This is a genomic window from uncultured Brevundimonas sp. (assembly GCF_937870815.1).
GTDB lineage: Bacteria > Pseudomonadota > Alphaproteobacteria > Caulobacterales > Caulobacteraceae > Brevundimonas.
The window spans coordinates 1-11,747 of sequence record NZ_CALMZS010000037.1 but is presented as its reverse complement, the minus strand read 5'-3'; the positions used below and the strand labels follow the sequence as shown (position 1 = coordinate 11,747).

The 11,747-nt window shown below is 66.5% G+C and carries 15 protein-coding genes and 1 riboswitch; of the genes, 3 read left to right on the top strand and 12 right to left on the bottom strand.

All coding sequences use genetic code 11. The annotated features are described in order from the left end of the window. Positions 1-315: PilZ domain-containing protein (locus Q0588_RS02680; protein WP_298743521.1), on the top strand; the 315-nt coding region annotated here is incomplete at its 5' end. Between the two features lie 148 nt (positions 316-463). On the opposite strand, the gene Q0588_RS02675 is transcribed toward Q0588_RS02680, so the two are convergent. The 9 genes from Q0588_RS02675 to Q0588_RS02640 all read right to left on the bottom strand — a co-directional run bounded on the left by Q0588_RS02675 (position 464) and on the right by Q0588_RS02640 (position 8,019). Then, the gene (locus tag Q0588_RS02675; protein WP_298743519.1) at positions 464-700 is read right to left on the bottom strand and encodes a hypothetical protein; all 237 of its coding nucleotides are present in this window, start codon (positions 698-700) and stop codon (positions 464-466) included. A 57-nt stretch (positions 701-757) separates the two neighbouring features. Further along, entirely contained in the window at positions 758-1,390 is a 633-nt protein-coding gene (locus Q0588_RS02670; RefSeq protein WP_298743517.1) for an isoprenylcysteine carboxylmethyltransferase family protein, read from the bottom strand. A 278-nt stretch (positions 1,391-1,668) separates the two neighbouring features. Further along, on the bottom strand, positions 1,669-2,451 hold the full coding sequence (locus Q0588_RS02665; protein ID WP_298743514.1) for a hypothetical protein: 783 nt from the start codon (positions 2,449-2,451) through the stop codon (positions 1,669-1,671). Further along, a complete protein-coding gene (locus Q0588_RS02660) occupies positions 2,448-3,782 on the bottom strand; it encodes an ATP-binding protein (RefSeq protein WP_298743513.1) in 1,335 nt (444 codons plus the stop codon). The genes Q0588_RS02665 and Q0588_RS02660 overlap by 4 nt, the downstream gene beginning before the upstream one ends. A gap of 34 nt (positions 3,783-3,816) precedes the next feature. Further along, the gene (locus tag Q0588_RS02655; protein WP_298743511.1) at positions 3,817-4,494 is read right to left on the bottom strand and encodes a winged helix-turn-helix domain-containing protein; all 678 of its coding nucleotides are present in this window, start codon (positions 4,492-4,494) and stop codon (positions 3,817-3,819) included. Positions 4,495-4,546: 52 nt separating this feature from the next. Beyond that, complete coding sequence (locus Q0588_RS02650) at positions 4,547-4,909, bottom strand: PepSY domain-containing protein (RefSeq protein WP_298743509.1); 363 nt, start codon at positions 4,907-4,909, stop codon at positions 4,547-4,549. Positions 4,910-5,316: 407 nt separating this feature from the next. Next, positions 5,317-5,556, bottom strand: coding sequence for a DUF1289 domain-containing protein (locus Q0588_RS15990; protein ID WP_366872519.1), 240 nt, complete (start codon positions 5,554-5,556; stop codon positions 5,317-5,319). Further along, a complete protein-coding gene (locus Q0588_RS02645) occupies positions 5,553-7,616 on the bottom strand; it encodes a cation-translocating P-type ATPase (protein WP_298743508.1) in 2,064 nt (687 codons plus the stop codon). Before Q0588_RS02645 ends, Q0588_RS15990 begins: the two co-directional genes overlap by 4 nt. Before the next feature lie 127 nt (positions 7,617-7,743). Next, complete coding sequence (locus Q0588_RS02640) at positions 7,744-8,019, bottom strand: metal/formaldehyde-sensitive transcriptional repressor (protein ID WP_292124877.1); 276 nt, start codon at positions 8,017-8,019, stop codon at positions 7,744-7,746. A gap of 53 nt (positions 8,020-8,072) precedes the next feature. Beyond that, a riboswitch (yybP-ykoY riboswitch) is annotated at positions 8,073-8,235 on the top strand. Between the two features lie 7 nt (positions 8,236-8,242). Between Q0588_RS02640 and Q0588_RS02635 the strand changes: the two genes are divergently transcribed. Further along, a complete protein-coding gene (locus tag Q0588_RS02635; RefSeq protein WP_298743507.1) occupies positions 8,243-8,815 on the top strand; it encodes a manganese efflux pump MntP family protein in 573 nt (190 codons plus the stop codon). 144 nt (positions 8,816-8,959) lie between these two features. Here Q0588_RS02635 and Q0588_RS02630 read toward each other — a convergent pair whose 3' ends face one another. Then, positions 8,960-9,235 (bottom strand): metal-sensing transcriptional repressor, encoded by a 276-nt coding sequence (locus Q0588_RS02630; RefSeq protein ID WP_298743506.1) that lies wholly within the window; start codon positions 9,233-9,235, stop codon positions 8,960-8,962. A 68-nt stretch (positions 9,236-9,303) separates the two neighbouring features. Between Q0588_RS02630 and Q0588_RS02625 the strand changes: the two genes are divergently transcribed. Continuing rightward, positions 9,304-10,626, top strand: a complete 1,323-nt coding sequence (locus tag Q0588_RS02625) for an MFS transporter (protein ID WP_298743505.1) — start codon at positions 9,304-9,306, stop codon at positions 10,624-10,626. A gap of 9 nt (positions 10,627-10,635) precedes the next feature. On the opposite strand, the gene Q0588_RS02620 is transcribed toward Q0588_RS02625, so the two are convergent. Together Q0588_RS02620 and Q0588_RS02615 are read right to left on the bottom strand one after the other, a co-directional pair. Next, complete coding sequence (locus Q0588_RS02620) at positions 10,636-11,268, bottom strand: transmembrane anchor protein (RefSeq protein ID WP_298743504.1); 633 nt, start codon at positions 11,266-11,268, stop codon at positions 10,636-10,638. A gap of 14 nt (positions 11,269-11,282) precedes the next feature. Further along, positions 11,283-11,747, bottom strand: a 465-nt coding sequence (locus Q0588_RS02615; RefSeq protein ID WP_298743502.1) for a HupE/UreJ family protein, incomplete at its 5' end; no start/stop codon positions are given.

Genomic DNA, 11,747 nt, shown 5'->3' with positions numbered 1-11,747 from the left:
TGCGTTTTGCGCTGCCGGATTACTTACGGTCCCTGGAACGAGGTCGTGGACGCGATCCTTCGCGACCTCCACGAGGACGGCGCGCGGCTTCGCCTGAGTTCCCGCGTCGTCTTGACGGGCCGACTGCGCCTGGAGATCCAGCCGGGCGGCGCCGTGCATATGGCGGATGTCGCCTGGCGACGTGGCGATGAAATCGGAGTCCGATTGGTCGAGACGCTTGATGAGACGGTCGAGCGGCAGATCGAGACTCTGCAGCGCGCCGGCGCACGGATGCGTCAATCAAGGTTTCCGGCGCCGAACGACGGCAGCTACTAGCCGCGAACATCGGCGTCAGTGCGGGCAGCGCAGATTTCAGGACCGGCCGATGAGCTGACCGCTTGACGGCACGTCCAACCCAGATGCCCCGGTCCGGCATCGGGTCCAGGCCCGGTCGACCCGGGCGGCCGCAAGCCTTGGACGACCATCAGTGCAGCACTTCGCCGCCGACCGGATCGACCTGGCGAAGTTGGCCGGCCGCGTCCTGGACAAAGACCTCGACCCGAGCGCCCTTGTCGATCAGCGTCGTCGCCCGGACCAATGCGGACTCGATGGCGTCTACGCTGAAGTCGAACTGTCCGGACTTTTGTCCATCGCGGAGAACGCGCCAATCGCCGTCGCCGCGGATCACTGTGAACTGAATGACTTCGGGGTGTATCGCCAAGGGATCACTCCTTCCCTCACCGCCGTGACGCGAGCGGTCGGTTTCCTATCCGGCTTCTCAAGGCAAGTTCAACAGGACCCTGAGCCAGCCGATTTGCTGGAAATGCTCAAGGCCCTCGAAGAGGGGGAAGGCCAGCAGCATGACGAGACCGTCTCTGAGCGTCGTGAGGAAGAACCGTGGCCGGACCTCGATGGTCTCCTGGTCGCGCCACATCGAGAAATTGGGCCAGAAGCGCGGCGTGCGGGCGACATAGGCTGCGTAGGTCGGTCCGAAGGCGTCGGCGAGCCACGCCTCCTCGCGTTTCACCGTGGCGGCGAACACCAGCACGGCGATCAGGACGAATAGCCCTGCGATGGTCGCGCTGCCGGTCTGGGCGCCCATGCCGAAGGCGCCGAGGAAGCTGAAGACATAGAGCGGATTGCGGCTGATCGAATAGGGTCCGCGATCGACGATCTCGGCCTTCTTGCGCCCGCCAATGTAGAGCGAGCACCAGGCCCGGCCGACAATGCAGATGATGATCGCCGCCATGCCGAATGTTTCGAGGCCCTCGTGCCATTCCGTCTCGCCGCCGATGGACTGGGTGATCGCGGCCAGGGCCACGACAGACAGGATCGCGACCAGCAGAACGGCCTTGCGGATCAACTGAACGCGGCGGAGGTCGAGGGGTCGAACGGAGTTTGAGGTGGTCATCTGGAACCCGTCTTTGAGTAGCGACCGCACCGCGCTTCACGCGGCGAAGATCAGAAGGATAGCGTGTCTGTTCGTCGTCGTCTCAGCGTCTGATCCGTTTGATGATCATGGTGAGACCGCGACGGTGATCGGCTGTGAGACCCGACGCAGATCCGGCTTTGGAAAGGTCCATGAACCGAGGGCGGCACAGAAGAAGGCGGGCAGGGGCCGGCCCGTCAGCCGCCAGTGGAGGCCCTGCGGCTTTTCGGTGCGCTCGCCCGCCTCCGGGCGCGGCGCGGTCAAGCGACGGCTCGCTGCTTTTTGGCCCGGAGGCTCCAGCTCGTCATCAGGACCATGGCGATCAGGATGGCGAGCAACACCGCCGTTGATCCAATGGTGCCGAAGCCGAGGCCGCCCTTGTCCGGCGTCTTGGTGAGCAGGTCGCCCATCGTCGCGCCGAATGGTCGGGTCAGCACGAAGGCGATCCAGAACAGCACCGTGCGCGAGATACGGGTGAAGAAGTAGGCGAGCACGGTCAGGCCGATCCCGGCCGCGATGAGCAGATTGCTGAGTCCGTAGCCGAGACCCGAACTGTCGGCCAGGAAGTCTCCAAGGGCGGTGCCCAGGGTGTTGGAGACGAGGATCGCGATCCAGTAGAAGGTTTCGATCTTCGGATCGCGGATGCGATCGACGGCGATCGAGCCCGTCGTCAGGTGCCAGGCCGCGAGCACGGCGACCAGCGTCGTGGCGATAAGGGTCGCGCCGGTCGCGTAACCCAAGCCGAGACTTCGATCCATGAAATCCGAGAGGGTCGTGCCCGCCGTGCTCGTGGCGAGGATGACGGCCCAGTACAGGAAGGGGTGGAACCGCCGGGCCCTCAACTGGAGCGTGAGGGCGACGACGAAGAAGCCGATCAACACCACCGAGCTCGCGGCGTAGCCGATGTTGAGCGTCATCGACAGCAGGTCGCCGCCGGTTTCGCCGACGGTGGTGGCGCAGATTTTCATGACCCAGAAGGCGAAGGTGACCGTGGCGACCTTGCTCGCCGTATCTGCGATCGGAGGAGAACCGGCATGGGTCATGCGGCAAGGCTTTCTGTAGTCGCGCGCTCGAACCCGATCGAAGCGACCAGGCCGGGCTCGCCGGATTGAAGTGAAAGTCGGGCGTCGTGCAGGGCGGCGATCGCGGCCACGAGGGCGAGGCCCAGGCCGGAGCCCGGAGATCCACGGCTGTGATCGAGGCGATAGAAGCGCTGGGTGACCTTCGACAAATCGGCCGACGGGATTCCCGGGCCGTTGTCCCGAACCGCGAGGATGACCCTGCCGTCCTCGATGCGGGCGTCGAGGCCGATGTGAGCCGGCGCGGGCGAGTGGACAATCGCGTTTTCGACCAGGTTGGACACCATCTGAACCAGGAGATCCTCATCTCCGGTGATTGCGGCCCCGGTTTCCGTTCTGAACTCCAGCACGTGCCCGGCTTGCTCGGCGACCGGCTGATAGGCCTCGAACACCCGTTGCATCATCTGGCCGGCGTCGATCGGGCCGAAGCTCGACCGTCCGGCGCCCGCCTCGATCTGGGCGATCCGGAGCAGCGCCGCGAAGATGTCGAGCGTCTGGTCGAGCTCTGTGAGGGAGAGATCGACCGTCGCCTGAAAGGCCTCGACCGTGGTGAGGTTCGCCCTCGCATGTTCCAGGCGATGCCGCAGCCGGTTCAGCGGGGTGCGCAGATCGTGGGCGATATCGGACGAGACATGACGTATCGCCTCCATCGAGGCCTCCAGTCGGTCCAGCATGCGATTGAGGTTCCGGCGCAGCGCCTCGAACTCGGTTCCGAGCCCGATCGGCGGCATTCGGTCGCTCAGATGACCCTGCATGATCCGCGCCGTCGCCGCGTTCACGCGGTCGAGCCGGCGGGCCAGGACGGCGCCCGACGCCAATCCTCCGATCGCCGCGAGCACGGTCATGCCGATCACGCCCCAGATCGTGAGGAGCCCCATCCACTCGCGCAGTTCGTGAATGGCGTAGGTGCTCTTGCCGACCACAAGCGAACCCCGTGGGAGTTGAGTGACCAGCACCTCGATCGTGGCCAGTTCGCCGGACGTTTCCCGACCGTCCGGCGGCGCCGGCGCCGTGACCTCGCTGAAGCCTGCGACGGTGGGCCTTGCTGGAAGCCCGCCCGCGAGGACGCGGCCCTCGGCGTCCAGAACGAGGTATTTCAGCGCGTCGGCGGCCTGGATTCGAGACGCGACCCGGCGCGCCAGGATCGCAGGGTTCTCAGCGCCGCCGTCCGACAACAGAATCCGGGTTTCCGTTCGCAAGTCATCGCGGATCGAAGCGTTCGCATAGCTGGCGACCGACCAATAGAAGGCTGTGAACATCAGGGCGCCGCCGAGCGCGAAGATCACGGCGAACACGGCCGCCAGCCGCAGGGCGGACGAGGCCAGGAATCTAGGCGCGGTCATCGATCATGTATCCCGCGCCACGGACCGTATGGATGAGATCCTGACCGAAGGGCCGATCGACCTTGGCCCTGAGCCGGCTCATATGGGCGTCGACCAGATTGGTCTTCGTATCGAAGTGAAATCCCCAGACCTTGTCCAGCAGCATGGCCCGGGTGACGACTTGACCGCTATGGCGGACAAGAAACTCCAGAAGCCTGAATTCCTGGGGCGTGAGGTCCAGCCGGGTCGATCCGCGCCGCGCCGTCCGGGCGGCGAGATCAAGCTGCAGATCTCCCACGTCGAGGACGGGTCTCAGATCGATGGACGGCGAGCGCCTGCCCAGGGCCTGAACCCGCGCCAGCAACTCGCTGAAGGCGTAGGGCTTGACCAGATAGTCGTCGCCGCCCGCCTCAAAGCCTTCGACACGGTCGCGGACGCCGCCGACCGCGGTCAGGAATATGACGGGCGTCGCCTTGCCCGCGTCGCGAACCGCCCGGACCACGGACAGGCCGTCGCCGCCCGGCACCATCCGATCAATGATCAAGACGTCATGGGCGCCCTCGAGCGCCAGATGCAGGCCGTCGTCCGCCGTCGCGGCCACATCCACCGTATGACCGGCTTCGGTGAGACCGCGCCTCACAAACTCGGCGGTCTCGGCGTCGTCTTCCAGAAGAAGCAGTTTCATGAGCGCGCCCTGGCGACGGGTGCGCCGCCCTGGTGAGGGGCGGCGTCCCGGGTCAATCGTTGTCTTCGGGGCCTTCACCGGCCTCGTCGGCTTCCTCGGAGGCCGCGGTCACGGCGCCGGTGGCCATGTCTACGACATAGGTCGCGACGTGGTCGTCGGCCGCGATCTCCACTTCCCAGTTGCGGCCGCTTTCGTCGTCGAACGAGGCCTCCATCGCCTTGCCCGCCCCTTGGCGCTCGGCGATCGCGACGGCCTGGGCCAGCGAGACACGGGCTCCGTTGACAGCGGCGATCTCGCCGCGTTCGTCCTGCTCCGGCGCGCCGCTGCCATCGGCGGCGACGGCGGCGCCGCCGATGGCAGCGGCCGAAACGAGCGCCGCTGCGGACAAACCGATAACGAGTTTCTTGCGGGTCATTTGAAATCTCCAACCGCCCGGCAGCGGGCGTAGTCGGACTTTAGGCTCGACAACATTCGCCAACGCTCACGACGGGATTACAAGTGGAGGACGAGGAAACCGAGCGATGCAAATCCTCTATGAGGCAGGCGGAACATCGGTCGGGGGCTTCCCGAGGAACCGGCTTCACCAGGCGTCGTTGCCCTGAAGGTCTGAATGCGGTCATAGGCCCTGACCGCCGCAAAGCGTCAGCAGAAGGCCCCGCGCCCGACGTCCTGTCCCTGTCAGACGGCGACCGGCGGCCGGTTCCAGGTGCGCCCGATCAGCCAGACCCCCCGCAGGCTCATCGGGACGGACAGCACGCATGCGATATTCGCAAGGACCGTTGATCCGCCGCCACCGGCGGCTTTGACCGGGGTCAACGCGGGTCATTTCTCGTGATTCTGGACCAGATCGGCAGGCGCCGCGGACGGTCGATCAGCCTGGGACCTTCCTTGATCCTTCAACCGTCGCAGACGTCGCGTGAGATCCTTGAGGATCAGCTGTCGGGCCCGTGGCTGCATTTTGCGCCAGGATCGAATCTCCGGAACCGAACGGCCACAGCCCACGCACCAGCCGGTTCGGCCATCGAAGCGACAGACGTCGATGCAGGGCGAATCAGAACTCATGGCGTGGCCGCCGTAGGCCGGACGCCGATCGGGACCGGAGCGGGGCTTGCCTCATCCGCTCTGGCCCCGGCAGGCAGGAGCCGGGCCGAATTGAGGATGAAGGCGAGCTCCGAGGCGACGTGGATGAAGGCCGCGAACAGCGGGTTGAGAAAGCCGGCCGCCGCCAGACCGATTCCCAGGGCGTCGATGGCCAGGGTGCCGGCGAAATTCTGCCAGATGATCCGACGCGTCCGTCGCGCGATCCGCAAGGTGTCGACGAGGCGCACGAGATCATTTCCCAGAAGAACGACATCGGCGCTTTCCTGGGCGACATCCGTTCCCGAGCCCATGGCGATGCCGACGCTCGCGGCGGCGAGCGCGGGGGCGTCATTCACGCCGTCGCCCACCATGGCCACGATCCGCTTCTGCCCCACGAGCGCCTGGACTCGCGCGAGTTTGTCTTCCGGGAGTAGGCCCGCTTCGATGTCCCGGATGCCGAGGCTGGCTCCCACGGCCTGGGCGACGGGAAGGGCGTCGCCGGTCAGCAGAAGGGTGCGGATGCCGAGGCCGTGCAGCGCCTCTATGGCGCGCCGGGCTTCCGGTCGTACGGTGTCGGCGACTGCGATCGCGCCCAGCAGGCGGCCATTCCGGGCGACGTATACCTCTGAGGCCGCCTGGACGCCGACGCTGAGCGTGCCGGGGATCGACACCGCGTTGTCCTGCATCCAGGCCTGATTGCCGACAAGGATGACTGAGGGGCCTACCTTGGCGACGATTCCTCGGCCTGGCGTGTAGGCGAAGTGTTCCGGCTCGGTCACCGTTCGTCCCCGGCCCAGGGCGTAGGCGATGATCGCCTTTCCCAGGGGATGTTCGGATCGCAATTCGGCCGAAGCCGCCGCGTCGATAAGGTCGTCCGGCGTTGCGCCGGCCACGGTCACGACCGCCTGAACTTCGGGCCGACCGAAGGTCAGCGTTCCGGTCTTGTCGAGCACGACGGTATCGACCTTGCCGAGCGTCTCCAGATGGACGCCGCCCTTGATGATCGCGCCGAGTCGGGCAGAGCGACCGATACCGCCGAGGATGGCCAGGGGCGTGCCGGCGGCGATGCCGCAGGCCCCTGCGACGATGACCACGGAAATCGTGGAGTAGATGTTCTGGGTGATCAGATAGGTCAGGACAGCCGAGCCGAGGGCGAAATAGACGAGGTAGCCCGCCATGCGGTCCGCAAGCCGTTGAACCGGCGCTCGGGAGCGCTCCGCGCGCTCCACCGCTTCGATGATCTTGCCGTAGCTTGTGTCCCTGCCGATACGTTCGGCTCGAACTTCGAGCGCGCCGGACTGATTGATGGACCCGGCGAAGACAGCGGTCCCTTCGGTCTTCTCCACCGGCATGGATTCACCGGTGATGCGGGACTCATCGACGAACGAATGGCCTGACAAGACCGCGCCATCGACCGGAATACGTCCGCCTGGCGCGACGAGGATCGCGTCGCCGATGCTGAGTTCCTCGGCCGAAATGGTCCGGATGGCGCCTGTCCGGCGAACCGAGACTTCTCGGGGCAGGAATTCCAGCAGATCGCGGATGGCCTTGCGACCGCGGCCGACCGTCATACCCTCCAGCACCTCGGCCACCAGCACGAAGAGCGTGATGATCAACGCCGTGAAGAATTCGCCGATCGCCGCCGCGGCCACGATGGCGATCGTCATCGACAGTTCCATGGTCATGCGACGCTGAAGGACGTTCTCGAAGGCCTCCTTCAGGATAGGCCAACCGCCCACCAGCAGACCGACGACCCCGATCAGGCTGATCGCTTCAAGCGGCTCCCAAATCCGGAACCACACGAGCGCTGCCGTCACCGCCACGAAACCGATGCGGATCGCCTCCGGCCACTCGAACGGATGCTCGTGATCGTGACCATCGTCGTCGTGGTCATGGTCGTGATCGTGGTGATCGCGGTCATGACCGGCGTCGACAGGGGCGTGCCCGGAACCGTCCTCACAATTCGGGGCGGCCGGGACGATCGTGCGGGCTTCCGCCTGGTCGGCGAGGGTAGGGAGGCTGCGTCCGGATTGATCGCCCATCGGAAAGTCCATTTGCTGGCTGAATGCGGGTGACGTCATGCCGACCCACTAGGTTTGGCCGGTGGCGCGGTCCGGATGTTCCGGTCGCGAGGTCGATCGTCGGCGGTCGTTGTCGCCATGGGACCGGCTACTTCGAATAGCGACGAATGATGGCGATCAGTTCGTCGGCCCCGCTCCGGCGCTCGGCCTCGTTCAGATCAGGGCGGGCCACGTGGTGCCGCAGGTGATCCTCGATCAGTTCCTCCAGCAGCCCGCCCATGGCTCCCCGCGCCGCGGCGACCTGCTGCAGAATTTGCGAACAGCCGGCCTCGGACTCGATCGCGCGCTCGATCGCACCCAGCTGTCCCGCAATGCGACGGACCCGGGTTACGAGCTTCTTCTTGTTCGCGGAGGTGTGCGCCATGGATACTCCCCTATAGTATCTTGCGGCGGCGCGCGAGACCCTCTAGAAGGCCGCTTCCTGTTGGGGAGTAGCTTCCGGCGTTTGATCGCCGGGGTCGGATCAACACACTCGCGTTTCGACGCGTGGTCCGACCAGCGGAACCGCCGCCTAGCGAGACCAGCGCGTCCCACCGCCGCACCGGCCGGAGTGGGAAGCGCTGTTTTTTGCCCGGTGGATGCCCGTCATGACACCCGTCGCCATCGCCGTCCTGTCCCTCAGCATGTCCACGGACGCCTTCGCGGCCGCCGTCGGTCGCGGTGCTTCGCATCGGCCGACCCTGCCCGGCGCGATCAAGGCCGGCCTGGTGTTCGGCGTCATCGAGGCCATCACGCCGGTGATCGGCTGGGCGCTCGGCATGGTCGCCGCCGGCCTGGTCGAACGGATCGACCACTGGATCGCTTTCGGCCTCCTGGCCGCCGTGGGCGGAAAGATGATCTGGGAGGCGACCCGCGCCCGCGTTGAGGAGGAGAGCGACGCTCCACGCCGGTCGGGGGCGTGGGGACTGATCGCCACGGCGGTCGGGACCAGCATCGATGCGGCCGCCGTCGGCGTCGGTCTGGCCTTCATCGGCGCCAACATCTGGGTCATCGCCGCTTCGATCGGTTTCACGACCTTCCTGATGACCACGCTCGGCATGCTGATCGGCCGGGCGGTCGGCCAGCGCTTCGGCAAGATCGCCGAACTCCTCGGAGGTCTGGCGCTGGTCGTCCTCGGGTTGACGATCCTGCTCGAACACCTGGGTGTTTTCGGGGGCTGAACAGGACGACAGGGCGTGGGTTGATCATCGGTCGCGGCCATCCTGCGCTTGTCCACTGGCCTGGACGCGCCGGCTCTCGCCTGCCGAGCGGGGCGGGCCGTTCGGAGACTGCGGACGGGCCGACGGAGCGCCGCCTGAACGCTGTCAGAGATATTTGGTGATCGCCTTGAACGCGGAAACCGCCTGTCGGGCTTCCGCCGGATCGCCGTCCGAAGCGTGCGCGAGGCAATGGTCGATATGGTCGTGGATCAGGGTCTTCTTGGCCGCCGCGACCGCCTTTTCGATCGCATGAAGTTGCTGGGCCAGGTCGAGGCAGCTGCGTCCCGCCTCGATCATGCCGATGGTCTTGCGCAGATGCCCCTCGGCGCGTTTCAGCCGATTGACGATCTCGGGGTGGGATTCATGAGCGACGTGAGCCATGATCCAATGCTATCCCCCTGGAGGGGATATGGCTAGCGGCTTCATCCGCGCGTTTCAGACGGTTCCTGATGTTCTCTCCACTTCTCCACGCCGGCTATCGCCACCTCTTCATCGCCCAGGTCTCGGCCTTGCTGGGGACCGGGATGGCGACCGTGGCGCTCGGGCTGCTGGCTTACGACCTCGCGGGCGCGAACGCGGGCGAAATCCTCGGCGCGGCCCTGGCGATCAAGATGATCGCCTATATCGGCGTGGCGCCGTTCGCGAGCGCGCTTTCGGCCCGGCTGCCCAGGAAGGTGCTGCTGGTTTCTCTGGACGTCGTCCGCGCCGGCGTGGCCGCCGCCCTGCCGTTCGTCGGCGAGGCCTGGCAGGTCTATGCCCTGATGACCGTGCTCTATGTGGCTTCAGCCGCCACCCCGGCCTTCCAGGCGATGATCCCCGATCTGCTGCCGGACGAAGGGGAATACACCAAGGCCCTGTCTCTCTCGCGGCTCGCCGCCGACCTGGAGAGCGTCGCCAGTCCCGTGCTCGCGGCCCTGCTGCTGGCGGTAATGAGTTACAGCAACCTGTTCGCGGGCACTGCCGTGGGTTTCGTGGCGTCCGCTCTGTTCGTGGTCACCGCTGTCCTGCCCAAGCTCGGCACGGCGGCCCAGAAGCCCTTCCTGCAACGCCTCACCGGCGGCATGCGCCTGTTCGCCCTGACGCCGCGCCTGCGGGGCCTGCTGGCCATCAGCCTGGCGACCGCGGCGGGCGGAGCCATGGTGTTCGTCAACACCGTCGTTCTCGTTCAGTCGCGCTTTGGTCTCTCGGGCCAGGCGACGGCCTGGGCCCTGGCGGCGTTCGGCGGCGGCTCCATGGCCGCGGCGGTGTTTCTGCCGCGCCTGCTCGGTCGGCTGACCGACCGCTCGGCCATGGTGCTTGGCGCGGCGACGATGACCGGCGTGTTGCTGGCCGGGACCTGGTTGGCCGTCAGCTACGTGGCGCTGTTGGCGCTTTGGGTGATCATGGGCTTCGGATATTCGCTGACGATCACCCCGGCGGGGCGAGCTCTGCGCCGGTCGTCCAACGCGGGAGACCGACCAGCCCTGTTCGCGGCGCAGTTCGCCCTGTCCCACGCCTGCTGGCTGATCGCCTATCCCGTGGCGGGTCTGGTCAGCGCCGCGGTCGATCCGGGCGCGGCCTTCCTGGTGCTGGCGGGGCTGTGCGCGACTGGAACTGTCCTGGGCCTGCTGATCTGGCCCGCCTATGATCCCGAGAACCTTCCCCACAGCCATGTGGATTTGCCGGCCGACGACCTTCACAGGCGTGAAGGCCGGGCGGGAGATGACGCGGACCACGCCCATCCCTTCGTCATCGACGAACGCCATGATCGTTGGCCGACGACGAAGGGGTGACCCGGTTGCCTAGACGACCCGTTTGATCTCGCTGTACGCGCCCTCGGTGACCAGGGTGATCGTCACGGGCTGGCCCGTGCGATTTCGCCAGAACCAGCCGTGGCTGCCGGTGAAGGCGGCCGTCAGTTCATCCTCGACGCGCTCGGCCGACCCCTTGTTGTAGCCGTGATAGGGCGTGCCGGGCCGGTCGGCGTGGGTGTCGTAATTGATCCGCCCGCCGCTGCTGGTCCAGGTGAAGCGCGCCGTGGCCCCGGCTTGCATCACCAGCTTGATTTCGGCGCCCTGGTCGGGGGCCAGGGTCAGGACAGTCCGGTCGGAGCGCAGACCGGTCGGGGCCGCCGGGGCGGGGCCCGCCGGCGTCGGCGCCGCCATTGTCGCGACGGGAGGCGAACCGCCTGTGGCGGCGGCCGTCGCTTCCGCGACGTCTTCGGCCTGGGCCTCGGCGGCGAGCGAGACCTTGATCCGGCCCATTTCGGTCAAGCCGAACAGTGAACCGACCCGGGTCGGATCGACGCCGTATTCGGCGGGGAGGACGACCGTGACGAGCAACCCCGCGGCGACCGCCACGGCGATGCCGGTGGACTTCAGCAGCTGGCGCGTCGAGGGCAGGTCCGCGTCGGTGGGTTTGTTGGCGTTGTACATGATGAGGTCTCCGGTCAGACGACGAAGAAGCCGACGAGCTGGTAGCCCGTCAGGATGAAGCCGAGAGTCATGAGGACGACGTTGGCGGCATAGGCGTGACGCCAGAAACTGCCCGTCTTGCGCCAGAATCCCATGACGATGAGGATGGCGCCCAGGGCCAGCAGTTGGCCCGCCTCGACGCCGATGTTGAATGCGACGAGATTGCCGATCAGTCCGTCGGGCGACAGGTTGAAGTCCTGCAGCTTGGTCGCCAGGCCGAAGCCGTGGAACAGGCCGAAGATGAGGGTCGCCCCCTTGGTGCTGGGCTGGAAGCCGAACCACCGCTGGAAGGCTCCGAGATTGTCGAGCGCCTTGTAGACCACCGACAATCCGATGATGGCGTCGACCAGATAGCTGGACACGCTGATGTCGGTCAGCACGCCGAGTAGCAGGGTCGAGGAGTGGCCGATGGCGAACAGCGTCACATAGATGCTGATGTC

Coding starts and splice junctions, on each gene's coding strand:
- Q0588_RS02650 (WP_298743509.1), bottom strand. CDS start 4,909: ATGACCCGCAAGAAACTCGTTATCGGTTTGTCCGCAGCGGCGCTCGTT.
- Q0588_RS15990 (WP_366872519.1), bottom strand. CDS start 5,556: ATGAGTTCTGATTCGCCCTGCATCGACGTCTGTCGCTTCGATGGCCGA.
- Q0588_RS02645 (WP_298743508.1), bottom strand. CDS start 7,616: ATGGGCGATCAATCCGGACGCAGCCTCCCTACCCTCGCCGACCAGGCG.
- Q0588_RS02655 (WP_298743511.1), bottom strand. CDS start 4,494: ATGAAACTGCTTCTTCTGGAAGACGACGCCGAGACCGCCGAGTTTGTG.
- Q0588_RS02625 (WP_298743505.1), top strand. CDS start 9,304: ATGTTCTCTCCACTTCTCCACGCCGGCTATCGCCACCTCTTCATCGCC.
- Q0588_RS02665 (WP_298743514.1), bottom strand. CDS start 2,451: ATGACCCATGCCGGTTCTCCTCCGATCGCAGATACGGCGAGCAAGGTC.
- Q0588_RS02620 (WP_298743504.1), bottom strand. CDS start 11,268: ATGTACAACGCCAACAAACCCACCGACGCGGACCTGCCCTCGACGCGC.
- Q0588_RS02640 (WP_292124877.1), bottom strand. CDS start 8,019: ATGGCGCACACCTCCGCGAACAAGAAGAAGCTCGTAACCCGGGTCCGT.
- Q0588_RS02630 (WP_298743506.1), bottom strand. CDS start 9,235: ATGGCTCACGTCGCTCATGAATCCCACCCCGAGATCGTCAATCGGCTG.
- Q0588_RS02635 (WP_298743507.1), top strand. CDS start 8,243: ATGACACCCGTCGCCATCGCCGTCCTGTCCCTCAGCATGTCCACGGAC.
- Q0588_RS02670 (WP_298743517.1), bottom strand. CDS start 1,390: ATGACCACCTCAAACTCCGTTCGACCCCTCGACCTCCGCCGCGTTCAG.